Origin of the sequence: Planomonospora parontospora, from assembly GCA_014647935.1 — a bacterium.
GTDB classification, from domain to species: Bacteria; Actinomycetota; Actinomycetes; order Streptosporangiales; family Streptosporangiaceae; genus Planomonospora; species Planomonospora parontospora.
Genome location: BMQD01000003.1, coordinates 217,145 through 242,116, shown reverse-complemented (window position 1 = coordinate 242,116; position 24,972 = coordinate 217,145). Strand labels below are relative to the sequence as shown.

The 24,972-nt window shown below is 70.7% G+C and carries 21 protein-coding genes and 1 tRNA gene; 5 read left to right on the top strand and 17 right to left on the bottom strand.

All coding sequences use genetic code 11. From position 1 onward, the window contains the following. Positions 1 to 4: 4 nt before the first annotated feature. The 12 genes from rpoB to IEZ07_RS06425 form a co-directional block, all read right to left on the bottom strand. Complete coding sequence (rpoB, locus tag IEZ07_RS06480) at positions 5 to 3,475, bottom strand: DNA-directed RNA polymerase subunit beta (protein WP_191893942.1); 3,471 nt, start codon at positions 3,473 to 3,475, stop codon at positions 5 to 7. Positions 3,476 to 3,928: 453 nt separating this feature from the next. After that, positions 3,929 to 4,444: a hypothetical protein gene (locus IEZ07_RS06475; RefSeq protein ID WP_191893941.1), complete on the bottom strand. Its 516-nt coding sequence runs from the start codon at positions 4,442 to 4,444 to the stop codon at positions 3,929 to 3,931. Next, on the bottom strand, positions 4,441 to 4,950 hold the full coding sequence (locus IEZ07_RS06470; RefSeq protein WP_191893940.1) for an Rv1363c family protein: 510 nt from the start codon (positions 4,948 to 4,950) through the stop codon (positions 4,441 to 4,443). The genes IEZ07_RS06475 and IEZ07_RS06470 overlap by 4 nt, the downstream gene beginning before the upstream one ends. A gap of 258 nt (positions 4,951 to 5,208) precedes the next feature. Continuing rightward, positions 5,209 to 6,210: an ABC transporter ATP-binding protein gene (locus IEZ07_RS06465; protein ID WP_191893939.1), complete on the bottom strand. Its 1,002-nt coding sequence runs from the start codon at positions 6,208 to 6,210 to the stop codon at positions 5,209 to 5,211. 340 nt (positions 6,211 to 6,550) lie between these two features. Further along, positions 6,551 to 6,943: a 50S ribosomal protein L7/L12 gene (gene rplL, locus IEZ07_RS06460; RefSeq protein ID WP_191893938.1), complete on the bottom strand. Its 393-nt coding sequence runs from the start codon at positions 6,941 to 6,943 to the stop codon at positions 6,551 to 6,553. An 82-nt stretch (positions 6,944 to 7,025) separates the two neighbouring features. Beyond that, complete coding sequence (rplJ, locus tag IEZ07_RS06455; protein ID WP_189235082.1) at positions 7,026 to 7,550, bottom strand: 50S ribosomal protein L10; 525 nt, start codon at positions 7,548 to 7,550, stop codon at positions 7,026 to 7,028. A 390-nt stretch (positions 7,551 to 7,940) separates the two neighbouring features. Continuing rightward, positions 7,941 to 8,795, bottom strand: a complete 855-nt coding sequence (locus IEZ07_RS06450) for an SCO4651 family lipoprotein (protein WP_191893937.1) — start codon at positions 8,793 to 8,795, stop codon at positions 7,941 to 7,943. A 149-nt stretch (positions 8,796 to 8,944) separates the two neighbouring features. After that, positions 8,945 to 9,658, bottom strand: coding sequence for a 50S ribosomal protein L1 (rplA, locus tag IEZ07_RS06445; RefSeq protein WP_189235084.1), 714 nt, complete (start codon positions 9,656 to 9,658; stop codon positions 8,945 to 8,947). An 86-nt stretch (positions 9,659 to 9,744) separates the two neighbouring features. Beyond that, positions 9,745 to 10,176, bottom strand: coding sequence for a 50S ribosomal protein L11 (rplK, locus tag IEZ07_RS06440; protein ID WP_068896520.1), 432 nt, complete (start codon positions 10,174 to 10,176; stop codon positions 9,745 to 9,747). Between the two features lie 115 nt (positions 10,177 to 10,291). Further along, a complete protein-coding gene (nusG, locus tag IEZ07_RS06435) occupies positions 10,292 to 11,116 on the bottom strand; it encodes a transcription termination/antitermination protein NusG (protein WP_191893936.1) in 825 nt (274 codons plus the stop codon). An 85-nt stretch (positions 11,117 to 11,201) separates the two neighbouring features. Then, positions 11,202 to 11,450 (bottom strand): preprotein translocase subunit SecE, encoded by a 249-nt coding sequence (secE, locus tag IEZ07_RS06430; protein ID WP_068896718.1) that lies wholly within the window; start codon positions 11,448 to 11,450, stop codon positions 11,202 to 11,204. Positions 11,451 to 11,525: 75 nt separating this feature from the next. Continuing rightward, positions 11,526 to 11,598: transfer RNA gene (locus tag IEZ07_RS06425), tRNA-Trp, on the bottom strand. 267 nt (positions 11,599 to 11,865) lie between these two features. Here IEZ07_RS06425 and IEZ07_RS06420 point away from each other — a divergent pair. Then, positions 11,866 to 13,071, top strand: a complete 1,206-nt coding sequence (locus IEZ07_RS06420) for a pyridoxal phosphate-dependent aminotransferase (protein WP_191893935.1) — start codon at positions 11,866 to 11,868, stop codon at positions 13,069 to 13,071. A gap of 166 nt (positions 13,072 to 13,237) precedes the next feature. Here the strand turns inward: IEZ07_RS06420 and IEZ07_RS06415 are convergent, their stop codons facing one another. The 3 genes from IEZ07_RS06415 to IEZ07_RS06405 all read right to left on the bottom strand — a co-directional run bounded on the left by IEZ07_RS06415 (position 13,238) and on the right by IEZ07_RS06405 (position 16,695). After that, entirely contained in the window at positions 13,238 to 15,205 is a 1,968-nt protein-coding gene (locus IEZ07_RS06415; protein ID WP_191893934.1) for an ATP-binding protein, read from the bottom strand. Between the two features lie 177 nt (positions 15,206 to 15,382). Continuing rightward, a complete protein-coding gene (locus IEZ07_RS06410; RefSeq protein WP_191893933.1) occupies positions 15,383 to 16,198 on the bottom strand; it encodes a hypothetical protein in 816 nt (271 codons plus the stop codon). After that, positions 16,195 to 16,695, bottom strand: a complete 501-nt coding sequence (locus tag IEZ07_RS06405) for a SigE family RNA polymerase sigma factor (RefSeq protein WP_191893932.1) — start codon at positions 16,693 to 16,695, stop codon at positions 16,195 to 16,197. The genes IEZ07_RS06410 and IEZ07_RS06405 overlap by 4 nt, the downstream gene beginning before the upstream one ends. Before the next feature lie 97 nt (positions 16,696 to 16,792). Between IEZ07_RS06405 and IEZ07_RS06400 the strand changes: the two genes are divergently transcribed. Continuing rightward, positions 16,793 to 17,827: an adenosine deaminase gene (locus IEZ07_RS06400; protein WP_191893931.1), complete on the top strand. Its 1,035-nt coding sequence runs from the start codon at positions 16,793 to 16,795 to the stop codon at positions 17,825 to 17,827. A gap of 123 nt (positions 17,828 to 17,950) precedes the next feature. On the opposite strand, the gene IEZ07_RS06395 is transcribed toward IEZ07_RS06400, so the two are convergent. Next, a complete protein-coding gene (locus IEZ07_RS06395) occupies positions 17,951 to 20,026 on the bottom strand; it encodes an ATP-binding protein (protein WP_191893930.1) in 2,076 nt (691 codons plus the stop codon). Between the two features lie 425 nt (positions 20,027 to 20,451). Between IEZ07_RS06395 and IEZ07_RS06390 the strand changes: the two genes are divergently transcribed. From IEZ07_RS06390 to IEZ07_RS06380, 3 genes are all read left to right on the top strand, one after another. Next, complete coding sequence (locus IEZ07_RS06390) at positions 20,452 to 21,162, top strand: class I SAM-dependent methyltransferase (protein WP_231647273.1); 711 nt, start codon at positions 20,452 to 20,454, stop codon at positions 21,160 to 21,162. A gap of 105 nt (positions 21,163 to 21,267) precedes the next feature. After that, positions 21,268 to 23,145, top strand: coding sequence for an acyl-CoA dehydrogenase family protein (locus tag IEZ07_RS06385; RefSeq protein ID WP_191893929.1), 1,878 nt, complete (start codon positions 21,268 to 21,270; stop codon positions 23,143 to 23,145). 367 nt (positions 23,146 to 23,512) lie between these two features. Continuing rightward, complete coding sequence (locus tag IEZ07_RS06380) at positions 23,513 to 23,683, top strand: hypothetical protein (RefSeq protein ID WP_191893928.1); 171 nt, start codon at positions 23,513 to 23,515, stop codon at positions 23,681 to 23,683. A gap of 104 nt (positions 23,684 to 23,787) precedes the next feature. Here the strand turns inward: IEZ07_RS06380 and IEZ07_RS06375 are convergent, their stop codons facing one another. Beyond that, complete coding sequence (locus IEZ07_RS06375) at positions 23,788 to 24,933, bottom strand: acetyl-CoA C-acetyltransferase (protein WP_191893927.1); 1,146 nt, start codon at positions 24,931 to 24,933, stop codon at positions 23,788 to 23,790. Between the last annotated feature and the right edge of the window lie 39 nt (positions 24,934 to 24,972).

The window sequence follows — 24,972 nt, the reverse complement described above, 5'->3', positions numbered from 1 at the left end:
TAGATCAGACCTCTTCGACACTGCTCGGCTCGCGCCGGGACAGGTCGATGCCGAGCTCTTCCGCCGCGCGGAAGACGTCCTCGTCGGTGTCCCGCATCTCGATGGACATGCCGTCGCTGGAGAGCACCTCGACGTTCAGGCACAGCGACTGCATTTCCTTGATGAGGACCTTGAACGACTCGGGGATGCCCGGTTCGGGGATGTTCTCGCCCTTGACGATGGCCTCGTAGACCTTCACCCGGCCGAGGACGTCGTCGGACTTGATCGTCAGCAGCTCCTGGAGGGCGTAGGCGGCGCCGTACGCCTCCAGCGCCCACACCTCCATCTCGCCGAACCGCTGGCCGCCGAACTGGGCCTTACCGCCCAGCGGCTGCTGCGTGATCATGGAGTAAGGACCGGTCGACCGCGCGTGGATCTTGTCGTCGACCAGGTGGAGCAGCTTCAGGATGTAGATGTAGCCGACCGAGATCGGGTGCGGGAACGGCTCGCCGGACCGGCCGTCGAACAGCCGGGCCTTGCCGTTCTCGCCGACCATCCGCCCGCCGTCCCTGTTGACCAGGGTGTTGTCGAGCAGGCCGACGATCTCCTCCTCGCTGGCGCCGTCGAACACCGGGGTGGCGACGTTGGTGCGCGGGGCGACCTGGCCGAAGCCCTTGTCGCGCAGCCGCTCGGCCCACGCCTCCTCGATGCCCGAGATGTCCCATCCTCTGGCGGCGATCCACCCGAGGTGGGTCTCCAGGACCTGGCCGACGTTCATTCGGCCGGGCACGCCCAGCGGGTTGAGGATGATGTCGACCGGCGTGCCGTCCTCGAGGAACGGCATGTCCTCGACCGGCAGGATCTTGGAGATGACGCCCTTGTTGCCGTGGCGGCCGGCGAGCTTGTCACCGTCGGTGATCTTACGCTTCTGGGCCACGTAGACGCGGACCAGCTCGTTGACGCCGGGGGGGAGCTCGTCGCCCTCCTCACGGCTGAACACGCGGACGCCGATGACCTTGCCCTGCTCACCGTGGGGCACCTTGAGGGAGGTGTCACGGACCTCGCGCGCCTTCTCACCGAAGATCGCGCGGAGCAGGCGCTCCTCGGGGGTCAGCTCGGTCTCGCCCTTGGGCGTGACCTTGCCGACGAGGATGTCGCCGGGGACGACCTCGGCGCCGATCCGGATGATGCCGCGCTCGTCGAGGTCGGCCAGGACCTCCTCGGAGACGTTCGGGATGTCCCGGGTGATCTCCTCGGGGCCCAGCTTGGTGTCGCGCGCGTCGACCTCGTGCTCCTCGATGTGGATCGAGGAGAGGACGTCGTCCTGGACCAGGCGCTGGGACAGGATGATCGCGTCTTCGTAGTTGTGGCCCTCCCACGGCATGAACGCCACCAGGAGGTTCTTGCCGAGTGCCATCTCGCCGTCGTCCGTGCACGGGCCGTCGGCGATGACCTGGTTGACCTCGATGCGGTCGCCCTCGGCCACGATCGGCTTCTGGTTGAAGCAGGTGCCCTGGTTGGAACGCTTGAACTTGGCGACCCGGTAGGTGGTGCGGGTGCCGTCGTCGTTCATGACGGTGACGTAGTCGGCGGAGACCTCCTCCACCACACCGGCCTTGTCGGCGGTGATGACGTCGCCGGCGTCGGTGGCGGCGCGGTACTCCATGCCGGTGCCGACCAGCGGAGCCTCGCTCTTGAGCAGCGGCACCGACTGGCGCTGCATGTTGGAGCCCATGAGCGCGCGGTTGGCGTCGTCGTGCTCGAGGAACGGGATCATCGCGGTCGCCACGGACACCATCTGGCGCGCCGAGACGTCCATGTAGTCGACCTCGGTCGCCCGCAGGGACTCGAACTCGCCGCCCTTACGGCGGACGAGCACGCGGTCCTCCAGGAAGGCGCCGTCGGAGCCGATCGGCGTGTTCGCCTGGGCGATGACGTACCGGTCCTCCTCGTCGGCGGTGAGGTAGTCGACCTGGTCGGTGACCCGCCCGTCGACGACCTTCCGGTACGGCGTCTCCACGAACCCGAAGGAGTTGACCCGGCCGAAGGAGGCCAGCGAGCCGATCAGACCGATGTTCGGTCCTTCCGGCGTCTCGATCGGGCACATGCGGCCGTAGTGCGAGGGGTGCACGTCACGGACCTCGAAGCCCGCGCGCTCACGGGACAGACCGCCGGGACCCAGTGCGGACAGGCGGCGCTTGTGCGTCAGCCCGGCCAGGGGGTTGGTCTGGTCCATGAACTGCGACAGCTGGGAGGTGCCGAAGAACTCCTTGATCGACGCCACCACGGGGCGGATGTTGATCAGGGTCTGCGGCGTGATCGCCTCGACGTCCTGGGTGGTCATCCGCTCGCGGACGACGCGCTCCATGCGGGCCAGGCCCAGGCGGACCTGGTTCTGGATGAGCTCCCCGACGGTGCGCAGACGGCGGTTGCCGAAGTGGTCGATGTCGTCGGTCTCGACGACGACCTCCCGGCCGGAGGCGCCGTTCATCGAGACCTCGCCCGCGTGCAGCTTGACGATGTACTCGATGGTGGCGACGATGTCCTCTTCGGTCAGCGTCCCCTGCGTGATGTCGCTGTCGGCCCCGAGCTTCTTGTTGATCTTGTAGCGGCCGACCTTGGCCAGGTCGTAGCGCTTGGGGTTGAAGTACAGGTTCTCGAGCAGGGTCTGCGCCGACTCCCTGGTCGGAGGCTCGCCCGGACGCAGCTTGCGGTAGATGTCCAGCAGGGCGTCGTCCTGGCCGGCCGTGTGGTCCTTCTCCAGGGTGGCGCGCATCGACTCGTACTGACCGAAGCGCTCGAGGATCTGCTCGTTCGTCCAGCCCAGCGCCTTGAGCAGGACCGTGACGGCCTGCTTGCGCTTGCGGTCGATGCGGACGCCGACGCTGTCGCGCTTGTCGATCTCGAACTCGAGCCAGGCGCCCCGGGAGGGGATCACCCTGCAGCCGTACAGGTCCTTGTCGGAGGTCTTGTCGATGCTGCGATCGAAGTAGACGCCCGGGGACCGGACCAGCTGGGAGACCACGACACGCTCGGTGCCGTTGATGATGAAGGTACCCTTCCCGGTCATGAGCGGGAAATCGCCCATGAACACGGTCTGGCTCTTGATCTCACCAGTGGTGTTATTGATGAACTCCGCCGTGACGAACATCGGGGCGGAGTAGGTCATGTCCTTGTCTTTGCACTCATCGACTGAGTACTTTGGCGGCTCGAACCGGTGGTCCCGGAACGACAGGGACATGGTTCCGGAGAAGTCCTCGATGGGACTGATCTCCTCGAAGATCTCTTCGAGACCCGACTGGGCCGGAACGTCCTTGCGCCCGGCCTGGCGAGCCGCCTCGACCCGCCCCTTCCACTTCTCGTTGCCGAGCAGCCAGTCGAAGGACTCGGTCTGCAGGGCGAGAAGGTCAGGAACTTCGAGCGGCTCCTGAATCCGTGCAAAAGACACACGACGGGGACCAGCGGGTACGGCGGAGGCGTTGCGCGAGGCTGCCAACAGATGTCCTTCCGAGGGCTCGCGGCGGACTGACTACACGCACGCCAGACGACCATGCATCAGAGCACCAAAAGAAGCGGGTCGTCAAAGGGCAGCGCAAAGGGGCAGTGTAGCCGAACGGCACACGCCTGTCCACTTCAGTCTCGCTGCATGCTCCACGTTGGTCGCAGCATCGCTCGTCGGAGCCGAAACGTCAAGCCCGGGATCCCGCCTTCCAGCCGTGGAACCGCCGGGACGCTGGGAGTTCTCCCTCCGGCCGGCCGGGCACACCGTCGGCTTCCAGACGATGCCCGCGCCCCGGAGAGGTTAACGCCCGGACGCCCGGCGGCTCGACCTCCGGCCGATAACCGACCGACGATCGACGCTGCCGTGGTGGGTGTACCCCTGACCGCAGGTTTCTCAAACACAGGATTTACCAACAATTGGGTAACGCGCCATGCCCGGACGGGGAGATCACGGCGGCGGAGGATCTCCGAGCAGCGTGGACAGCTCCGCGACCAGCCACCTGGAGCCCTTCTTCACCATCACGAAGCGGGCCCGGCTCTGACTGACCTGCCTGCGCGGCGCCTTCTCCCCCGCCGGGGTCTTCACCGTGCTCACGTTCATGAACAGCAGCACCTCGACCCGGTCGCTCCCGGCCGACTCCACCGCCGCGCCCGAGACCGCCACCGACTGCACCGCCTGCTGCCGCCTGGCCGTCGGCGCCAAGGTCGTGGAGAGCCTCCTGTAGTGCTCGGTGAGCTCTCCCGTGGCGTAGCCCGCGGCCCTCGCCAGATCCTGCTCGATCGTGCGGTGGTCGTAGGACAGCATGTCCGGGGCGACCGACCGGACCGCCGCGAGCGCCTCCCTCCCGGCCTCCTCGTCCGCGCGGAGCCGGTCGAGGTCGACCAGCATGACGCCGACCGCCCCCGCGAGCACCAGCGCCACGGCGGTCAGTACCCCGCCGACCACCAGGGAAACCCTCGTCACGGGACCAGCTCCGCCCTCGACACGAGCCACTTCCCCCCGGTCCTGGTGACTTCCATGGTCCAGCGGTAGAACCGCTCCTGCGGAGCGTTCTTGCTCCCCTCCCACTCGATCACGGCGTCCCCGACCACCATCACCCGGGCGGTGTCCCCGCTCAGCGAGACCAGTCCCACCGCGCGCAGGGCGCCGGTCTGCACCACCTTCTCCTCCGTCGTGGTCCTGCGCAGCGCCTCGGCGGTCCTGACGTACTCGGCCCTGGCCGGTCCGGTGGAGGTGTCCAGGATGCGCCCGACGTCGGCGTCGACGGTCCGGTAGCCCACCGAGAGCAGGTTCATCGCGTGCGTCCCCGCGGCGCGCAGCGCCGCCTCCCGGTCGTCCGCCGCCGCCTGCGCGTCCCGTAGCTGCCCGCCGATCCACAGGGCCGCCGCCAGCAGCACGGCGATCAGCACGCCGAGCACGAGCCCGGCGACCCTCAGCGGGCGAGACGGCCTGCCGGCCCCCACTGCCATGCTCGTCTCCCGTCACGCGGCCGGGCGGTGGACCGGAGATCGCGTACGGCCCCGCCGTACCCGACCGGAAGGTCCCCGATCGCCGGATCATAACCCGGCGGGCGGATCCTCATCGGACCTTTCCGAACCTCTCCCGCGCGGCGCGGCGGCCACCACCCCGCTGAGGACACCGCCCCGCCGGGGACACCGCTCCGCGGCGGGTGACCGCACCCCGCGCGGACGGCCGCGGGACGGCGCCCGCTCCCCGGGAGACCGGCGTCACCCCTCCCCGCGGGCACGGGCCGCGACGAGCCGCGGGTACTCCTCCAGCCAATTGCGCCCCCGCTCGTCCACGAACGAGTTCGGCGGCGGGATGACGCCGTTGGCCGCCAGCCACGCGCCCGGGGGGCGCTGGGTGCGGCGCATGCGGTTCTCGCTCGGCATGAGCTGCGGCGGGATCGGCGGCAGGACCCCGGGGTCGTGCCCCAGCTGCGCCTCGGCCTCCAGCTCGGAGACGTCCTTCTCCTCCGACATGCCGATCGGACCGTGCCTGCGGGCGTTGAGGAACTGCCGCACCACCGGCTCGTCGCTGGAGAGCAGCATCTCCCGCGGCCCGAACATGATCAGCTCTCGCCGGAACAGCAGGCCGATGCCGTCGGGGACCGTCCGGGCGGTGTTGATGTCGTGCGTGACGATGAGGAAGGTCGCCTCGGTCTCGGCGTTGAGGTTCACGATCAGCTGGTTCAGGTAGGCCGTGCGGACCGGGTCCAGGCCCGAGTCGGGCTCGTCGAACAGGATGATCTCGGGGTCGAGCACCAGCGCCCGCGCCAGGCCCGCGCGCTTGCGCATGCCGCCGGAGATCTCTCCCGGAAGCTTTCCCTCGGCGCCGACCAGGCCGACGAGATCCATCTTCTCCATCACGATGCGGCGGATCTCGGTCTCGCTCCTGCGGGTGTGCTCACGCAGCGGGAAGGCGACGTTGTCGTAGAGGTTGAGCGAGCCGAACAGCGCCCCGTCCTGGAACAGCACGCCGAACAGCCTGCGGAGCTCGTACAGCTTGTTCTCGCTGCAGTTGGCCAGGTCGTGCCCGTCGATCCAGATGTGCCCGCGTTCGGGCCGCAGGAGGCCGACCAGGGACTTGAGGAAGACGGACTTGCCGGTGCCGGACGGCCCGAGCAGCACCGAGATCTCACCGGCGGGGAGCGTCAGCGTGACGTCCTCCCAGATCACCTGCCTGCCGAACGACTTCGTCAGGCCCTCGACCACGACTTCCACGCCCACGCGCCGTCCTCCAGCAGACCGGTCCGCCCACTCCGGCGGCGGGCCGCCCCACCGGCCGGACCGGCCGGCCACCCACCACCCGTTACGGCATGGCTATCAGACCATCAGTCCAACAACAAGAGGTGAAGGTCGTCACCACCCGGTCCGCGAGGGGGCTTCCGGACCGAACCGGGGTACACGGACAGCCCGGCGAAGGGGCTTCCCGACCTGAACCGGAGGAGGTACGCAGCCCGGCGAAGGGCTTCGGCGGCCGGGCCGCGACGCGCGGCGCCGTACCGCGGACGCGAAAAGGGCGGGTCCACCGGCACCTGGTGGACCCGCCCTCTTACGGTGAAGCGAATTACTTGACGCTGACGGTGGCGCCGGCGGCCTCGAGGGCGGCCTTGGCCTTCTCCGCCTGCTCCTTGTTGACCTTGTTCTCGAAGACCGGCTTCGGAGCGCCGTCGACCAGGTCCTTGGCCTCCTTGAGGCCCAGGCTCGTCAGGGCGCGGATCTCCTTGATGACCTGGATCTTCTTGTCACCGGCGGCCTCGAGGACGACGTCGAACTCGTCCTGCTCCTCGGCCTCCTCAGTGGCGGCACCGCCACCGGCGGCGGGGGCGGCGGCAACGGCGACCGGGGCGGCGGCCTTGACGTCGAAGGTCTCCTCGAAGAGCTTCACGAAGTCGGACAGCTCGAGGAGGGTCATCTCCTTGAAAGCGTCGAGCAGCTCGTCGGTGCTGAGCTTCGCCATGATTTCCTCCGTATGGATCTAACTTATGAGAATTGGGACCGCGGTACGTATGCGCTAATCCCCTGGGACCGCGTGCGCGGACCTACTCGCCGGCCTCCGCGCGCTTCGCGCGCAGAGCCTCGGCCAGCTGAGCCATGTTGGTGGGCAGCGCGTTGAAGACAGCGGCCGCGTGGCCCTGCTTCGCCTTCAGAGCGCCGGCCAGCTTCGCGAGGAGGACCTCGCGCGACTCGAGGTCGGCAAGCTTGCTGATCTCGGCCGATGTCATCGCCTTACCGTCGACGACACCGCCCTTGATGACCAGGAGGGGATTGGCCTTGGCGAAGTCACGCAGACTCTTGGCAGCCTCGACCACGTCGCCCTTGACGAACGCGATCGCCGACGGACCCGCGAGCAGGTCGTCGAGCTGGCTGATCCCGGCCTCGTTGGCCGCGATCTTGGTCAGCGTGTTCTTCACCACGGCGAAATTCGCATTCTCACCGAGAGAAACGCGCAGCTGCTTGAGCTGGGCGACGGTGAGACCGCGGTACTCGGTCAGAACGGCAGCGCTGGAGCCTTCGAAGCTGCTCTTCAGCTCGGCTACAGCCGTTGCCTTTTCCGCCTTCGCCATGGGCCTCCTTCCAGATGTGCCGCCGGCAAAGGCCCATAAATGAGAACAAGCCCCGGCGCAGGCGCACGGGGCTCACATAAGGAAATCAATCCAGATGAAAACTCACATCACACCTGCGCAGGCCGTCCACTGATGTGGATCCTTGGGCCGCCAGGCCATGAGGCCCGACGACGACCGGCGGTCTTCGGCGTTGGACAGCTTACGCGCCCGGGGAGAAGATGCCAAATCGCGGGGCCGGCACGGTCCCGGCCGTTCCGAAACGGCTCCGGACACATGCACGGCCGCTCCGAGAACGACCGGACAGGCCGGTCCCCTCCGAGAACGGCTCCGGACACGCGTACGGCCCGCACCCCGTCCGGACAGTTCCGGGGCGCGGGCCGTACGCGGGGCTCAGTTGCCGCCCGTGCTCTCCCGCGGCTGCTCGCCGAGGTCCTTCGGCAGGTCGCCCACCTGGTCGGCGGGCGGGGCCGCGATCGTCACCGGCTCGTTGAAGCCCTGGAAGTGCGCCGCCATGGTGAACGAGGCGCCCTGCTCGGTGCCGCTCAGCGTGACCTTCCTGGGCAGGCTCTGCGCGTCGGCCCACAGGTCGAACTTCACGTTCTTCGCCTCGGCGAACCGGCCCTGGAGCTGCTCGCGCTCAGCCGGGTCGAGCGCCTTCGCGGCCTCGGCCACCGGGAAGGTGCCGCTGTAGTGGGTGGTCTCCACCCCGCCGACCGTCTCCGTGCCGACGGCCTTGACGTCCTTGGAGGCCGTCAGCAGCCTGACCGTGCCGGGCAGGTCGAACTGCTGGGCCTGATCCATGAGCCCGCGGACCTCGGCCTGGTCCCCGGCGTCCAGATCGGCGGTCGACACCTTGACCCACGGCTTGTCGCCGCCGGTGAACCGGGTCAGCAGGCTCGACTTCACGTAGACCGTGTCACCGAGCAGGATGGCCCGCGCCCCGCCGGGCACGTTCTGCTCACCGAAGGAGATCACGTCCAGCGTGATGTCCGTCGCGAGCTGGGGCTTGCTCTGGTAGACCATGCGGCCCTGGATCTTGCCGGCGCCGTGCTCGCCGTCCTTGGCGTCGAGCACCAGGTCGGCGGAGTAGGAGGTGACCTCCTCGGCCTTCTGGGCGCTCTGCTGCACCGCCTCGGCCGCCGCCAGCTTCACGTTCCCAAGGGAGGCGGTGCCCTGCGCACCGCATCCCGCGACCCCGATCAGCGCGGCCGTTCCCAGCGCCAGCGCGGAAGCCAATCGGCGCATTCCGTCCTCACACCCCTTCGTAATCCCCCATCGGACTTGTCTACGAGACTATGCGCTGGGGAGCCGGGCCGCTTCGGCCACAAGAACGAAGAAGGGCCTCGACCGAATGGCCATTCGGTCGAGGCCCGCTACGACGGACGTCTGATAGATCAGGCGTCGAGGTCGGCGGTCATGCCGCGCGTCACGTTCGGGTCGACCGGGATGCCGGGGCCCATGGACGTGGAGAAGGTGATCTTCTTGAGGTAACGGCCCTTGGCCGCCGACGGCTTGAGACGCAGCACCTCGTCGAGGGCGGCGGCGTAGTTCTCGATGAGCTGACGCTCACCGAACGACACCTTGCCGATGATGAAGTGCAGGTTCGCGTGCCGGTCGACACGGAACTCGATCTTGCCGCCCTTGATGTCGGTGACGGCCTTGCCGACCGCGGGGGTAACGGTGCCGGTCTTGGGGTTCGGCATCAGACCGCGCGGGCCGAGGACGCGGCCCAGACGGCCGACCTTGCCCATGAGGTCCGGGGTGGCGACGACCGCGTCGAAGTCGAGGCGGCCCTTGGCGACCTCGTCGATCAGTTCGTCGGCGCCCACGATGTCGGCGCCCGCGGCGCGGGCCTCCTCGGCACGGTCACCGGTCGCGAAGACCAGGACCCGGGCGGTCTTACCGGTGCCGTGCGGGAGGTTGACGGTGCCGCGCACCATCTGGTCGGCCTTGCGGGGGTCGACGCCCAGCCGCAGGGCGACCTCGACGGTCGCGTCGAACTTGGCGACGTTGGTCTCCTTGGCCAGCTTCGCGGCCTCGGCCGGGCTGTACAGGTTGTCGCGGTCGAACTTGGCCGCTGCGTTGCGGTGTCCCTTGCTGCGCTTCACTTGCTCACTCCTGTGGATCCGAGTGTCCGTGGTACGGGCCAGCGCCTGGCCCCTCCACTCGCTTCGAGGTTGGTGGTGGTGAACGCCTAGTCGGCGATCGTGATGCCCATCGACCGGGCGGTGCCGGCGATGATCTTCTCCGCCGCCTCGATGTCGTTGGCGTTGAGGTCCTGCATCTTCGTCTCGGCGATCTGACGCAGCTGCTCCCGGGTGAGCTTGCCGACCTTGTCCTTCTGCGGGACGGCCGAGCCCTTGGTCACACCGGCGGCCTTCTTGATCATCTCGGGCGCCGGAGGCGTCTTCGTGATGAAGGTGAAACTGCGGTCCTCGAAGATGGTGATCTCAACGGGGATGATGTTGCCGCGCTGGGCCTCGGTGGCAGCGTTGTACTGCTTCACGAAGTCCATGATGTTGACGCCGTGCGGACCGAGGGCGGTACCGACCGGCGGAGCGGGCGTGGCCTGGCCAGCGGGAAGCTGGACCTTGACCAGTGCCGCGATCTTCTTCTTAGGAGGCATGGTTCTCTCCGGGTCCTAATCGGGGTGATGCGGCTCCCACGCAGACGCGGGGAGCGTGCCGACGGACCGCGCTTCGCGAAGCGCGGCCGCCGAACGTCTTAGTTTATGTGACGGGTCAGATCTTCGAGACCTGGTTGAACGAGAGCTCGACCGGGGTCTCGCGACCGAAGATCGAAACCAGCACCTTGAGCTTCTGCGACTCGGCACTGATCTCGCTGACCGTCGCGGGCAGGGTGGCGAAGGGGCCGTCCATGACGGTGACCGACTCACCCACCTCGAAGTCGACGGTCGCCGTGGTGGCCTTGGCGGTCGTCTTCTTGGTCTCCTCGCTGGGCTCGGGGGCCAGCAGCTTGGCGACCTCGTCGATGCTCAGCGGGCTCGGCTTGTTCGACAGTCCGACGAAGCCGGTCACTCCGGGCGTGTTGCGCACCGCGGACCAGGACTCGTCGGTGAGCTCCATCCGGACCAGCACGTAACCGGGCAGCACGCGCTCCTTGACGAGCTGGCGCTTGCCGCTCTTCACCTCGGTCACGTGGTGCGTGGGCACCTCGACCTGGAAGATGAAGTCCTCCATGTTGAGGGACTGCGTGCGGGTCTCGATGTTGGCCTTCACGCGGTTCTCGTAGCCGGCGTAGGAGTGGATGACGTACCACTCGCCGTACTGGCCGCGCAGGTGGCGCTTGAACTCCTCGACCGGGTCGACGTCGGGAAGGACGTCACCGTCCTCGTCGACGGCGCCGGCCGGGACCTCTTCGGCCTCGCTTCCGGCGGCGTCGGCGTCGGCGGACTCGTCACGAGCCTCCCCGGACTCGTCGCGAGCTCCGGACTCGTCGACCTCTTCGGACTCGCCGAGCGAATCCTCCGCGGCGTCGACGGCCTCTTCCGGCTCGCCCTCCCACTCTTCGCGGGACTCGCCGGCCGACTGTGAAGACTCGGACACGGTGGCTCTTTCTCTTTTCGTCGATGGGCTGACTGGACTTGCGGAGGGGCTGGGGTCACGGCGGGACGACCCGCCGGATGCCGGCTCAGGCGCCGCCGAAGATCCTCAGCACGCCCTCGGTGAACAGCGCATCGAGCCCGGCCACGATCCCGACCATGATCAAAACGAAGACCAGGACGATGATGGTGTAAGAAATGAGTTCCTTGCGCGTGGGCCAGATGACCTTGCGCAGCTCGGCGACGATCTGCCGATAGAAGAGGGCGGGAGAAGTGCGCTTCGGCTTCTTCTCACCGCTCGGCTTGTCTGCGGTTTCGCCGCGCGTGTCGATCGCCACAGTCCTCACCTGATCCGTCGTATCCAACGCATGTCTGCGGCGCGCTAGACGCCCTGATGCGCGGACCGCTCCTCGCAGGGCACGAGGGACTCGAACCCCCAACCGCCGGTTTTGGAGACCGGTGCGCTACCAATTGCGCTAGTGCCCTAAGACATGAACCACCATACCCCGGTTGACCCGAAGTTTGTCCGCGGCTCACCGGTCTTGACCGCCGAACACGCATACGGCGGAAAGACCACGCCGGAGTCTACGGGGGAATGGGCCCCACGTCGAACCGGAAACCCGCATCGCAGGTCACAGGACGGGCAACGGGACGGTCACGGGAGCTTCTCCCCGCCTGTACGGGGCCGCCGCGGACGGTCCGCATGACGGATGGAGGACGGAAACGCGGCGACGGGTCTGTAACCATGGAGGTATGACCCGTCCTCGCATCTCCGCCCGCATCTCCGCGATCTCCGAGTCCGCCACGCTCGCCGTGGACGCCAAGGCCAAGGCGATGAAGGCGGCGGGCCGCCCGGTCATCGGCTTCGGCGCCGGCGAGCCGGACTTCCCGACCCCGGACTACATCGTCGAGGCCGCCGTCGAGGCGTGCCGCACCCCCCGGTTCCACAAGTACACGCCGGCCGGCGGGCTCCCCGAGCTCAAGCAGGCCGTCGCCGACAAGACCCTCCGCGACTCCGGCTACCGGGTCGGCGCGTCCCAGGTCCTGATCACCAACGGCGGCAAGCAGGCGGTCTACGAGGCGTTCGCAACGCTGCTCGACCCGGGCGACGAGGTCCTGGTCGTGGCCCCCTACTGGACGACCTACCCCGAGGCGATCAAGCTGGCCGGCGGCGTCCAGGTCGACGTGGTGACCGACGAGACCACCGGCTACCTGGCGAGCGTGGAGCGGCTGGAGGCCGCCCGCACCGACCGCACGAAGGCCCTGCTGTTCGTCTCCCCGTCCAACCCGACCGGCGCGGTCTACAGCCCCGAGCAGGTCGAGGCGATCGGCCGCTGGGCCGCCGGGCACGACCTGTGGGTCGTCACGGACGAGATCTACGAGCACCTCACCTACGGTGACGCGACCTTCTCCAGCATCGCCACCGCCGTGCCCGAGCTGGGCGACAGGGTCGTCGTGCTGAACGGCGTCGCCAAGACCTACGCGATGACCGGCTGGCGGGTGGGCTGGCTGATCGGGCCCGAGGACGTCGTCAAGGCGGCGGCCAACCTGCAGTCGCACGCCACCTCCAACGTCTCCAACGTGGCCCAGGCCGCCGCCCTGGCCGCGGTCACCGGCGACCTGTCGGCGGTGGCCCGGATGCGGGAGGCCTTCGACCGCCGCCGCCGGACGATGGTCCGCATGCTCAACGAGATCCCGGGCGTGGTCTGCCCCGAGCCCAAGGGCGCCTTCTACGCCTACCCCTCGGTCAAGGGGCTGCTGGGCAGGGAGTTCGGCGGGAGGCGGGCGCAGACCTCCGCCGAGCTCGCCGAGATCATCCTGGAGGAGGCCGAGGTCGCGCTCGTCCCCGGTGAGGCCTTCGGCACCCCCGGCTACTTCCGCCTGTCCTACGCGCTCGGCGACGAGGACCTGGCCGAGGGGGTCGGCCGGGTGGCCAAGTTCCTGGGCGAGGCCCGCTAGCCGTACCGGCCGCCGCCGTGCCGGACCCGCACGATCCGGCACGGCGGCGGCCGCGGGCGGTCGCGGACGGCCCCCGCGGTCGCGGGCGGCGTCCCGTACGGCGGTGCGGCACGCTGCCGGGTTCCCTGCGCCGTGCGGCGGGTCCCGCACCGGACGGCGGGCCCCGTCAGAAGGCGAGCCCCTGGAGGGCGTGTTCCACGGCGGTCAGCAGGTCCGTCGAACGCCCCGTCCCGATGAGCCGGTCGTGCTCCTCCTTGTCGTTGCGGGCGAGCAGCCTCGCCTCGGAGCGGCGGAGCAGCTCGGTCAGCACGGGCGAGCGCAGGGACGGCGTCCCGGCTTCCTCGCGGGCGGTGGCCGCCGCGCCGAGGAGGAACAGGGCGAGGGTGTCGTGCGCGTCGCCCTCGGCGATCACCGCGAACACCTCCAGCCCCTCGGTGAGGCAGACGCCGTCGTCGAACATCCGGGCGCCGCGGAGCGACTCGCGGACGGACGCGGTGGCCGCCGCGGTGTTGTCGAGGATGTGCTCGGCGAGCCCGAGGATCAGGTCGAGGCGGGCGAGCGTCCAGTAGTCGCGGTAGGAGGCGCAGAGCTCGCGGCCCTCCCGCAGGACGGCCGTCGCCTGCGCGTACTCGCCGGAGAGCATCATGCCGGTGGCCACGACGATGTAGGTCGGCAGGAACCCGGGGAAGACGTCGCCGGACGAGCGGTGGCGCTCCCGGGCGTCCCTGATGAGCCACAGGGCCCTGCCCACGTCGCCCCTGGCGACGGCCAGGTGCGACCGGAAGTGGCTGACGTAGGGGACCAGGTCCACGGCCCCCTCCCAGTCGCTCGCCGCGCACTCGGCGAGGGTGCGCTCCGCGTCCTCGACGTCCCCGCGCTGGATCGACATCCAGGTCTGCACCCACAGCGCCTTGAGCCGCTCGGCGGAGGGCCGGCGCTCCAGGTCCAGGCCGCGCCGGAGCAGTTCGTACCCGAGCGCGGCCCGGCCGCAGCAGACCCAGAGGAACCACAGGTTGCTGACCAGTTCCAGGCCCTTGCGGCGCTCCTCGGGCCTGGCGTAACAGTCCTCCACCGCCTCGCGCAGGTTGGCGAGGTCGGGCAGGACCCGGTGGTACCAGCCGAGCTGGTCGCTCCGCCAGCCCGTGGTGGCGCGCGCGGCCAGGCCCAGGAAGTGGTCGCGGTGGCGGCGCCGGGCCTCCTCCGCCTCGCCGAGGTCCTCCAGCAGCGCGGCGCCGAACGCCCGGACGGTGTTCGGCAGCCGGTAGCGGACACCGCCGCCGTCCTTCTCGCAGAGCAGGACGGACTTGTCGGACAGGCCGCGGAGCGCACCGAGGACCTGCTCGACGGTGAGGCCCCCGTAGGCGCACACGTGCTGGGCCGCCTCGGCGTCGAAGCCCTCGGAGAAGACCGACACGCGGGCCCACACCAGGCGCTCCTCCCGGCCGCACCGGTCGTGGCTCCAGCCGAGCGCGGCGCCCATGGAGCCGTGCCGCCGGGTGTCCCGGCGGACGTCCCGGCGGTCCGTGAAGAGGTCGGCCGCGGTGGGGTCGGGTGCCGCCGCGGCCAGCCCGATCGCCAGCGGGAGGTTGTCCAGCCGCCGGCAGATCCCGGCCGGGTCGGCCCCGCCGAGCCTGTCGCCGGCCAGGCCGGTGAGCAGCTCGACGGCCTCGTTCTCCGACAGGCCGCCGAGCTGGTAGGTGTGCTCGCCGGTGAAGCCGAGCCGCTGCCTGCTGGTGGCCAGGACGCTCAGCACGCCGACCTCGCGCAGCAGCCGGTCCGCCAGGACCCCGGCGGTGCCCGCGACGCGGTCGCAGTCGTCCAGGACGAGCGTCCGCGGCCGGGAGAGCAGTTCCACGGCCACGGCGTCGAAGGCGGACGCGCCGGGGCGGACGCGGACGCCGAGCGCGCGGGCGAGCATCCCGGTCAGGCCGGGGAGGTCGTCCGGCGCCTCGGACAGGTCCAGGACGCACACGGATCCGGGGGACGCCTGCTCCATCGTGTCGGCCAGGCGTCTCGCGAGGGTGCTCTTCCCCGCTCCGGCGGCGCCGGTCAGGGTGAGGTGGCGCCGCCTTCCGAGGAGGCTGCGGATCTCCGCCGACTCCGCGCGCCTACCGACGAAAAGGTCCGCTCCCACCGCGTCTCCGGCACCGTCCCGACCGCTCATGCCGCCCAACTCTCGCACGGGGCCGGGGCCCGGTGAAAGCGTTCGGGAAATTCCGTGATCTTTTCTGTCCGTCACCGTCCGCAGTCACGGTCCGCCACTCCGACGTGCGGCTCCGGCCCCGGTCCCGGCCCCGGAACGGCGTCCGGATCAGCCGGTGGGCTCCAGCCCCTCGACGATCCTGCGAAGCTCCCGCTCGGTCTCCTTCCCGCCCAGCCTCCCGGCGTAGTCGGGGCTCAGCATGACCTCGACCGCCAGTCCCGGCGCCTCCGTCCACAGCGCGGTCGGGGTGCCGTCCTCGGTGATCTTCCCGACGGCCTCGCCCGCGCGGACCAGGTGGACGCGCTCGCCGCCGATCACGACGGCCTCGGAGCCCTGCTTCCGGTAGCCCTTCATCCGCTCGGCCGCCTGTCGTGCGGCGCCGTCCCGGTAGACGACCGCCTGGACGCTGTACATCCCGGGTTCGAGGCCGGGCTCCACCCACGTGGTGCTGTAGCTGGTCGTGCCGAAGGTGTTCTTCACCGACCATTCGCCCCACTTCAGACCCTCGGGCAGGTAGCCGAACCGGACACCGCCGAACCTCCTGCCGTCGCCCAGGTCCCCGAGGTCCTGCGGCATGGCCGGGCTGCCGTCCTCGGACGGCGAGGCGTCGGGGTCCGCGGTCGTGTCCGGGTCCGCGGTCGCCGTCGGGGGGGCGGGCGGCGCCTCCGTCCACAGCGCGGACGGGGCGCCGAGGCCGGGCGCCGGGGCGGCCGTCTCCGAGGGGACGGTCGCCCCGGCGTCCAGCGCCAGGTAGGCGGGCACGGCTCCGGCGACCACCGCGGTGGCCAGCGCGGCGCCCGCCGTACGGGACCGGATCCCGCGGGCGCGGTGGCGGCGGCGGACCGCCGCGCCCATCGACGGCCCGGCGTGCACGTCCGCGACGTGCGCCTCCATCGCCCCTGCCAGCTCTTCCTCAAGCCTCATCCGAACACTCCTTCCAGGGTGCCGACGCGTTCGCGGATCCTGGCCAGCCCCCGTGCGGCCTGGCTCTTCACGGTCCCCGCCGAGCAGCCCATGAGCGCGGCGGTCTCGGCCTCCGACAGGTCCTCCCAGTAGCGCAGCACCAGGACCGCGCGCATCCGCGCGGGCAGCCTGCGCAGCTCCGCCAGGAGGGCGTCGCGCAGCTCCACGTCCGGGTCGTCGACCAGGGTCTCCGGCGGCCGGGCGAAGGTGATCTCCTGGATCACCCGGCGGCGGCGGGAGGCGCTGATCGCGGCGTTGACCACGGTCCTGCGGGCGTAGGACTCGGGGTTGTCGTGCCGGATCCGGCTCCAGTGCCGGTAGACCTTCTCCAGCGCGTGCTGCACCAGGTCCTCGGCGTCGTGCGCCGACGCCCCGCAGACCAGGATCGCGGTGCGCAGCAGCGCCGTACTCCGTGCGGCCAGGAACTCGTCGAAGGCCGCCTCGTCTTCTTCCGTCATCAGCGAGGTCCCCTTTCGCCCCTCCCAACGCACGGACACGCCCGCGGGTTGAGAGGGTCCGGCCCGCCGGACCGCGAGGGTACGGCACCATATGGAAATGCCACGTCCGCTCAGCGCCCTGCCCAAGGCCCACCTGCACCTGCACTTCACCGGCTCCATGCGGCACGCCACCCTGATCGAGCTCGCGCGGGAACACAGGCTGCACCTGCCGGACGCGCTGGTGCAGGACTGGCCGCCGAAGCTGCGGGCCACCGACGAGCGGGGCTGGTTCCGGTTCCAGCGGCTCTACGACATCGCGCGCTCGGCCCTGCGGCGCCCGGAGGACATCTACCGGCTGGTGCGGGAGACCGCCGAGGACGAGGCCGCCGAGGGGTCGGCCTGGCTGGAGATCCAAGTGGACCCGTCCGGGTACGCCCACCGGTTCGGCGGGCTCACCGCCACGATGGAGCTGGTGCTCGACGCCGTGCACCGGGCCGCCGCGCACGCCGGGATCGGGATCGCGGTCGTGGTCGCCGCCAACCGGACCCGGCACCCGCTGGACGCCAAGACACTCGCCCGCCTGGCCACCCACTACCTGGACCAGGGCGTCGTCGGGTTCGGGCTCTCCAACGACGAGCGCCGGGGCCGGGCCCGCGACTTCGACGGGGCGTTCCGGATCGCCAGGCGGGCCGGGCTGCTGGCCGTACCGCACGGCGGGGAGCTGCTGGGCGCGGCGAGCGTGGCCGAGTGCGTGGACGACCTGGGCGCCGACCGGGTGGGCCACGGGATCCGGGCGACGGAGTCGCCGCGGCTGATGGAGCGGCTCGCCGACCGGCAGATCGCCTGCGAGGTCTGCCCGATGTCGAACGTCGGGCTGGGGGTGACCGAGCGGGCCGAGGACGTGCCGCTGCGGCGGCTGTTCGACGCCGGGGTGCCGATCGCGCTGGGCGCCGACGACCCCCTGCTGTTCGGCTCGCGGCTGCTGCCCCAGTACGAGCTGGCCCGGCAGGTGTACGGCTTCCGCGACGCGGAGGTGGCGGAACTGGCCCGGCAGTCGATCCGGGCCTCGGCCGCCCCCGAGCAGGTGCGCAAGGAGCTGCTGCAGCGGGTGGACGCCTGGCTGGCCGCGCCCGGCGATCAGCCGGGCGCGTAACCGGAACCGGCCGGCCGGGCCGGAGAGGGCCGCGGGGCCGACCGGATCCGCCGGGGCCCGGCGGGAACGGCAGACCTCGCAAGAACGGCAGGACCTGGCGGGGCCCGGCGGGATCCCTCCTGCTCAGTCGAGGGCGTAGGCCACCGCGGAGTCGGGGTCGTCGTCGTGGCCCTCGGCGAAGACCGTGTCGTAGGCGTCGTCGCCGAGCAGCTGGCGGGCGGTGCGCTCGGCGACGGTCCGCGGCTCGGACATGCTCTCCGAGCCGAACCCCCGCAGCCCGAACGTGGCCCACAGCCGCATGCCGGACCCCTGGAGCCGGGCCGTGCGGTAGCCGTCGCCCTGGACCGCGGCGATGACCGCCAGCTGGTCGAGGGCGAGCGCCACGCCGGTGGTGTCCCGGAGCCGCCACTTGGCGGCGAGCGACTGGCGGGCGGCCAGCTCGGCCTCCTCCAGCCGGCCGAGGCCGAGCTGGGCGATGGAGAGCACGTAGTCGCCGGTGGCGCGGGCCCAGCGTTCGCCGTGGTCGTCGCAGAGGCGCTGCACCTCCTGCAGCACGGTGATGGCCTTGGCGAAGTCACCGCGCCACGTGGCCGCCATGGCTGCGGTCACCAGGGCGAGCGGCTCGCTCACGGTCATGATCTGCGCCCTCCGGAAGTACTCGATGACGAGCTTGACGCCGGGCTCCACCTCTTCGAGGGCCCCGACGCACAGCGAGCGGACCGCCAGGCGGAGCCGCGCGTGCCCCGCCGCCTCGTAGTCGCCCCACTGCAGGGCCACGGCCAGCGCGGTCTCGGCCCGGCGGCGGCCGGACTCCAGGTCGCCCTGGGCCATGGCCACGCAGCCGTCGGCCCACAGGAGCTTGGGCAGGCCGGGGTCGGTGGGGGACGAGGCCTCGATGGCCCGCCGCATGTAGTAGCGGCCCTCGCGCAGGCGGCCCAGGCAGAACCAGAGGATCCAGAGCGCCCCGGCGAGCTCGACGGAGGCGGGGACGGGGATCCGGCCGTAGACCGCCGCCCCGGCGGGAGAGCCGGAGTCGAGGACGACGCGGAAGTTGGTGATCGCGGAGTTGAGCCGCCTGGCCCACGCCTCCTGGTCGGGGCCGTACCAGCCGGCGTCGGCCCGGCGGGCCAGGTCGAGGTAGTAGCAGCGGTGCCGCTCGGCCAGCCGGTCCTCCTCCCCGAGCCGGACGAGCTGCTCCCTGCCGTACTCCCTGATCGTGTCGAGCTGGCGGTAGCCGCCGGGCACTCTGATGAGCAGCGACTTGTCCACCAGGACGGCCAGCAGGTCCGGCACGCCGGCCAGGTGCTCGTCGCCGCAGACCCAGTCGGCCGCCTCGGCGTCGAAGTTCCCGGCGAAGACCGACAGGCGGGCCCAGAGCAGGCGTTCGGCCGGGGTGCAGAGCTCGTGGGTCCAGCCGACCGCGGTGCGCAGCGTCTGGTGCCGGGAGACGAGGGCCCGGTTGGCCGAGAGCGCGGCGAACCGGCCGTCCAGCCGCTCGGCGAACCGCTCCACCGGCATGCTCCGCAGCTGCCCGGCGGCCAGCTCGACGGCGAGGGGGATGCCGTCCAGCCGCCGGCAGATCCGGGCGGCGGCCTTCAGCTGCGCCTCGTCCATGGTCAGGCCGGGCACGGCGGTCCCGGCCCGGTCGAGGAAGAGCCGGAGCGCGTCGTCCTCCAGCCCCGCCCCCGGCCCCGCGGGGTCGGGGGTGCGGAACGGCTCGACGGACAGGAGGGTCTCGCCCGCCACGCCGAGGGGCTGGCGGGAGGTGGCGATGATCCGCACCCCGGGTGCGCGGGCCAGCACCCGGCCGACGAGGTCGCGGCAGGCGGGCAGGAGCTGTTCGCAGGTGTCCAGCAGGAGCAGGAGCCGTTTCCCCGCCAGGAACTCCACCAGCACCTCCGTCTGGGAGCGGGTGGACTCCTCGCGGAAGCCCAGGACGGCCGCGACGGTGTGGGCGAGCAGGTCGCCGTTGCGCTCACCGGAGAGCTCGACCAGCCACACGCCGTCCAGATAGGCGTCCCGGCACTCCTCGGCCGCCTTGACGGCGATCCGCGACTTGCCGACGCCCTCGGGACCGGCGACCGTGACCAGCGGCGCCTCGGCCAGGAGCTTCACCAGCTCCCGCACCTCGGTCTCGCGGCCGACGAAGCTGCTCGTCTCCACAGGGAGGTTCCCACGCCACCACGGGATCGGTTCCATCGGTTCCAGCTCCTTCCGCGTACCAGGAATAACATCCGGTCAAGGTCACGGGCCGGACATGAAACCGTTTCAGGGTGCGGATTTTCCCCCTCGGAGGAAATCACCCCTCCATTGCGGGATTGAATCTTCTCCCGGGTGTCGAGAATGCTTATTGTTAACTTCATTTAAATGTAGATGACCACTAAATACCCATAAATGACGCAAAAGGATAACTGTGATGATCGGTTCGGGCCGCGAGGGCTCACCGGCCTCCCGCTCCGCTCCCCGGCGGCCCCTCGCGCGGGGCCGCCGGATGTCCTCTTCGGGGAGTTTGGGGGGCCGGTCCAGGGGAACGGCTACTAGACTCTGCCTGTCCGTAGCCGTGGCCGTGGCGCCGCGGTCTTCTGCGAGCTGGACGGAACCGCATGTCTGGGTATGACCGCGTAGTGCAACCCGCGGCCGGCGACGAGGCCCTGGAGAACCACCTCGGTGGGGACGAGGCCAAGAACTACCGCCAGTACGAGTTCGACATGGTCGCCCCGCACGTGGGCCGTTCCATGCTGGAGATCGGCTCCGGCCTCGGCCACTTCGCCGAGCAGTTCCTGCCCCGCCTGGACCGGCTGGTGGTCAGCGACTTCGACCCCTACTGCGTGGAGCAGCTCAAGAAGCGCTTCACCGGGCGCGACGACATCGACGTGCTGCAGTTCGGCCTGCCGACCGAGATCCCCATCGGGGAGAAGGTCGACACCGTCGTCATGATGAACGTCCTGGAGCACATCGAGGAGGACGTCGAGGCACTGCGCTCGCTCGCCGCCGTCACCCTGCCCGGCGGCCGGATCGTCATCTGGGTCCCCGGCTACATGCAGCTCTACGGCGACTTCGACCGCAAGGTCGGCCACGTCACCCGCTACACCCCCGCCACCCTGCGCAGCACGGTCACGAAGGCCGGCCTCGACATCGACGTGCTCAAGCCGATCAACTTCCTCGGCGGCATCGCGTGGTGGGCGGCCGTGCGCCGCGGCGGCGTCGGCTACCCCGACCCCCGGCTGGTGAAGATCTACGACCGCACCGTCGTCCCCGCCACCCGCTTCATCGAGCGGTTCGTCCGGCCTCCCTTCGGGCAGACCGTCTTCTGTGTGGCCCGCGTACCGCAGTAGCGCGGCCGCCGGGCCGCCCGTGGGGCGCCGCCCCGGCCGCCGGTGTCTTCTCGGGCCTGCCGCCCCGGCGTAGCGTCGGAGGCATCCGCGTCCGAGGAGGTCACGATGACGACCGATTACGCCAAGGCACGTGCGGTGGCCGAGCAGGCCCGCGAGAAGGAGTGGACCCGGCCCAGCTTCGGCCGGCAGCTGTTCCTGGGCGACTTCCGCCTCGACCTCGTCCATCCCGCCCCGGCGCTGCCGGAGGCGGAGGTCCGCCGGGGCGAGGACTTCCTGCACGCCCTGCGCAGGTTCCTGGAGAGCAAGGTCGACCCCGCGCTGATCGAGCGGACCGCGCAGGTGCCCGACGAGGTCGTCAAGGGCCTGGCCGAGCTCGGCGCCTTCGGCATCACCATCAAGCGGGAGTACGGCGGGCTGGGCCTGCCGTACCTCTACTACGGGCGCGCCCTGATGCTCACCGGCTCGTACTGCCCGGCGCTGGGCACGCTGCTCTCCGCGCACCAGTCGATCGGGGTGCCGCAGCCGCTGAAGCTGTTCGGCAGCGAGGAGCAGAAGCGCGCCTTCCTGCCCCGGTGCGCCAAGGGTGAGATCTCCGCCTTCCTGCTGACCGAGCCCGACGTCGGCTCCGACCCCGCGCGGCTGGCGACCACCGCGGTCCGCGACGGCGACGACTACGTGATCGACGGCGTGAAGCTCTGGACCACCAACGGCGTCGTGGCCGACCTGCTGGTGGTGATGGCCCGCACCGGGTCGAAGATCTCCGCTTTCGTCGTGGAGGCCGACAGCCCCGGGATCACCGTCGAGCGGCGCAACGCCTTCATGGGCCTGCGCGGCATCGAGAACGGCGTCACCCGGTTCCACCGGGTCCGCGTCCCCGCCGCCAACCTGATCGGACGCGAGGGCCAGGGCCTGAAGATCGCCCTGACCACGCTGAACACCGGGCGGCTCTCGCTCCCCGCCGCCTGCGCGGGCAACGCCAAGTGGGCGCTGAAGATCGCCCGGGAGTGGGCCGCCGAGCGCGTCCAGTGGGGGCGTCCGATCGGCGAGCACGAGGCGGTCGCGGGCAAGCTCGCCTTCATCGCCGGCACGGCCTACGCCCTGGAGGCGGTGATGGACCTGACCTGCCGGCTGGCCGACGACGAGAGCAACGACATCAGGATCGAGGCCGCGCTCGCCAAGCTGTACGCCTCGGAGATGGTCTGGAAGGTCGCCGACGAGCTGGTCCAGCTGCGCGGCGGGCGGGGGTACGAGACCGCGGAGTCGCTGGCCGCCCGGGGCGAGCGCGGGGTCCCGGCCGAGCAGCTCCTGCGGGACGTCCGGATCAACAGGATCTTCGAAGGCAGCACCGAGATCATGCACCTGCTGATCGCCCGGGAGGCGGTGGACGCGCACCTGTCGGTGGCGGGCGAGCTGGTCGACCCCGCCGCGGCGCCGCGCGACCGGGCCCGCGCCGCCGCCCGCGCCGGCGGGTTCTACGCCCGCTGGCTGCCCACCCTGGTCGCGGGGGCGGGGAACCGGCCCGGCTCCTACGCGGAGTTCGGCCCCCTCGCGGCGCACCTGCGCTACGTCGAGCGGACCGGCCGCAGGCTCGCCCGCTCCACCTTCTACGGCATGTCCCGCTGGCAGGGCGGGCTGGAGCACCGGCAGGGGTTCCTGGGCCGGATCGTGGACATCGGCGCCGAGCTGTTCGCGATGACCGCGGTCTGCGTGCGGGCCCGCGAGGAGGAGGCCGAGCTGGGCCGGCGCCCCGCGGAGCTGGCCGACACCTTCTGCCGCCAGGCGCGGCTGCGCGCCGAGGCGCTCTTCGACCGCCTCTGGGACAACACCGACTCCGGTGACGTACGGCTGGCGAAGCACCTGCTGAAGGGACGCTACGCGTTCGCGGAGGAGGGCATCCTGGACGCCTCCGTCGACGGGCCCTGGATCTCCCCGTCAGAACCCGGCGCCTCGGCCGCCGAGAACCTCCGCCGACCGGTCCACTGACCCTCGGCCGTCCCCTGCCCGGCCGGTGCACTGACCCCCGGCCGGCGGAGGACGCCGGCCCGTTGATCCCGGCTGCCTCGCCGCCGTCCCGTGACGCCGGTGCCGGTGCCGGTGCCGGTCCGGCGGCCACCGCGGCATGCGCCCGGAATCGAGGAAAACGAACCGAAATTAAATGGCTTGCACCGACCCGATCCGGGCGCGTACCGTCATCGTCATGTGGATTTTCTCCTAGAAGCCGGCATCGATCAGTCATCGGCTGATCCGCCCGCACTCAGCCCTCTGGCCCCGTAGTCCTGACGCGGCAGCTGAGTTTCCGGCACGGCCCTTCGCGGCGCCGCGTCGTCACCGTCTTCGAAGGAGATTCCATATGCGAATCCATGCGACCGCCAAGCGTTCCGGAAAGACCCGGACCCGCACTCCGCTCCCCGAGCGGACCCTGCCCTCCATGCCGCCAGTGCCCCGGCAGATGCCCAGACCGCACCTGCCGGTGAGGCCGACCCAGCAGCCGCGCCGGATCCCCGGCAAGGGCGGCCGCTGAAGGGAAGGCGCCGCGGTCCCTCCCACTAGGGGATCGCGGCGCCTTCCGCCTCCACCTTCCGTCTCCGCCCGCGCCGTACGGCACGCGGCACGGGCGCGTCCGCCCTACAGGCGCTCGACGATGGTGACGTTGGCCTGGCCGCCGCCCTCGCACATCGTCTGCAGGCCGTACCGGCCGCCGGTGCGCTCCAGTTCGTGGAGCAGCTTGGTCATCAGGATCGCGCCGGTGCCGCCGAGCGGATGGCCCAGGGCGATCGCACCGCCGTTCGGGTTGACCCTGGCCGGGTCGGCCCCGATCTCCTTGAGCCAGGCCAGCGGGACCGGGGCGAACGCCTCGTTGATCTCGGTGACGTCGATGTCGTCGATGGACAGGCCCGACCGCTTCAGCGCCTTGCGCGTGGCGGGGATGGGCGCGGTCAGCATGTAGACCGGGTCGTCTCCGGCGAGCGTCAGGGTGACGATGCGGGCGCGCGGGGTCAGGCCGTGGTCGCGGACCGCCTGCTCAGAGGCGATCAGCAGCGCGCCGGAGCCGTCGGAGACCTGCGAGGAGGTGGCCGCGGTGATCCGGCCGCCCTCCTTCAGGGTCTTCAGGCCCGCCATCTTCTCCAGGGTGGTGTCGGGGCGGGGGCCCTCGTCGTCCTCGACGCCGCTGACCGGGGTGATCTGGTCCCTGAAGTAGCCGTTCGCGACGGCCTTGGCCGCCCGCTGGTGGCTCTCGTAGGCGTACCGCTCCAGCTCCTCGCGCGGCAGGTCCCACTTCTCGCACATCAGCTCCGCGCCGCGGAACTGGGAGATCTCCTGCTTGCCGTACCGCTCGACCCAGCCGTCGCCGAACGGGAAGGGCATGCCCTTCTCCAGCGCGGCGGTGATGCTCGCCCCCATGGGGACGATGCTCATCGACTCCACCCCGGCGGCGACCACGAGGTCCTGGGTGCCGGAGAGCACGCCCTGGGCCGCGAAGTGGATCGACTGCTGGGAGGAGCCGCACTGGCGGTCGATGGTGACGCCGGGGACGCTCTCCGGCAGGCCCGCCGAGAGCCACGCGTTACGGGCGATGTCCATGCTCTGCGGGCCGAACTGCATCACGCAGCCCATGATCACGTCCTCGACCGCGGACGGGTCGACGCCCGTGCGGTCGATCAGCGCCTTGAGGGTGTGCGCGGCCAGGTCGGTGGGGTGGACGGCGGACAGCCCGCCCTTCTTCTTGCCGACCGGGGTACGGACCGCCCCCACGATGTACGCCTCTGCCACAGTGCCTCCTGGGTCCCGTCCCAATGAAACCGAGCATCA

Excerpts from the sequence above, each read along its gene's own strand:
- IEZ07_RS06470 (WP_191893940.1), bottom strand. The coding sequence starts at position 4,950 with ATGGCAGTGGGGGCCGGCAGGCCGTCTCGCCCGCTGAGGGTCGCCGGG.
- rplL (WP_191893938.1), bottom strand. The coding sequence starts at position 6,943 with ATGGCGAAGCTCAGCACCGACGAGCTGCTCGACGCTTTCAAGGAGATG.
- rplJ (WP_189235082.1), bottom strand. The coding sequence starts at position 7,550 with ATGGCGAAGGCGGAAAAGGCAACGGCTGTAGCCGAGCTGAAGAGCAGC.
- IEZ07_RS06450 (WP_191893937.1), bottom strand. The coding sequence starts at position 8,795 with ATGCGCCGATTGGCTTCCGCGCTGGCGCTGGGAACGGCCGCGCTGATC.
- rplK (WP_068896520.1), bottom strand. The coding sequence starts at position 10,176 with ATGCCTCCTAAGAAGAAGATCGCGGCACTGGTCAAGGTCCAGCTTCCC.
- IEZ07_RS06420 (WP_191893935.1), top strand. The coding sequence starts at position 11,866 with ATGACCCGTCCTCGCATCTCCGCCCGCATCTCCGCGATCTCCGAGTCC.
- IEZ07_RS06410 (WP_191893933.1), bottom strand. The coding sequence starts at position 16,198 with ATGAGGCTTGAGGAAGAGCTGGCAGGGGCGATGGAGGCGCACGTCGCG.
- IEZ07_RS06405 (WP_191893932.1), bottom strand. The coding sequence starts at position 16,695 with ATGACGGAAGAAGACGAGGCGGCCTTCGACGAGTTCCTGGCCGCACGG.
- IEZ07_RS06400 (WP_191893931.1), top strand. The coding sequence starts at position 16,793 with ATGCCACGTCCGCTCAGCGCCCTGCCCAAGGCCCACCTGCACCTGCAC.
- IEZ07_RS06395 (WP_191893930.1), bottom strand. The coding sequence starts at position 20,026 with ATGGAACCGATCCCGTGGTGGCGTGGGAACCTCCCTGTGGAGACGAGC.
- IEZ07_RS06385 (WP_191893929.1), top strand. The coding sequence starts at position 21,268 with ATGACGACCGATTACGCCAAGGCACGTGCGGTGGCCGAGCAGGCCCGC.
- IEZ07_RS06380 (WP_191893928.1), top strand. The coding sequence starts at position 23,513 with ATGCGAATCCATGCGACCGCCAAGCGTTCCGGAAAGACCCGGACCCGC.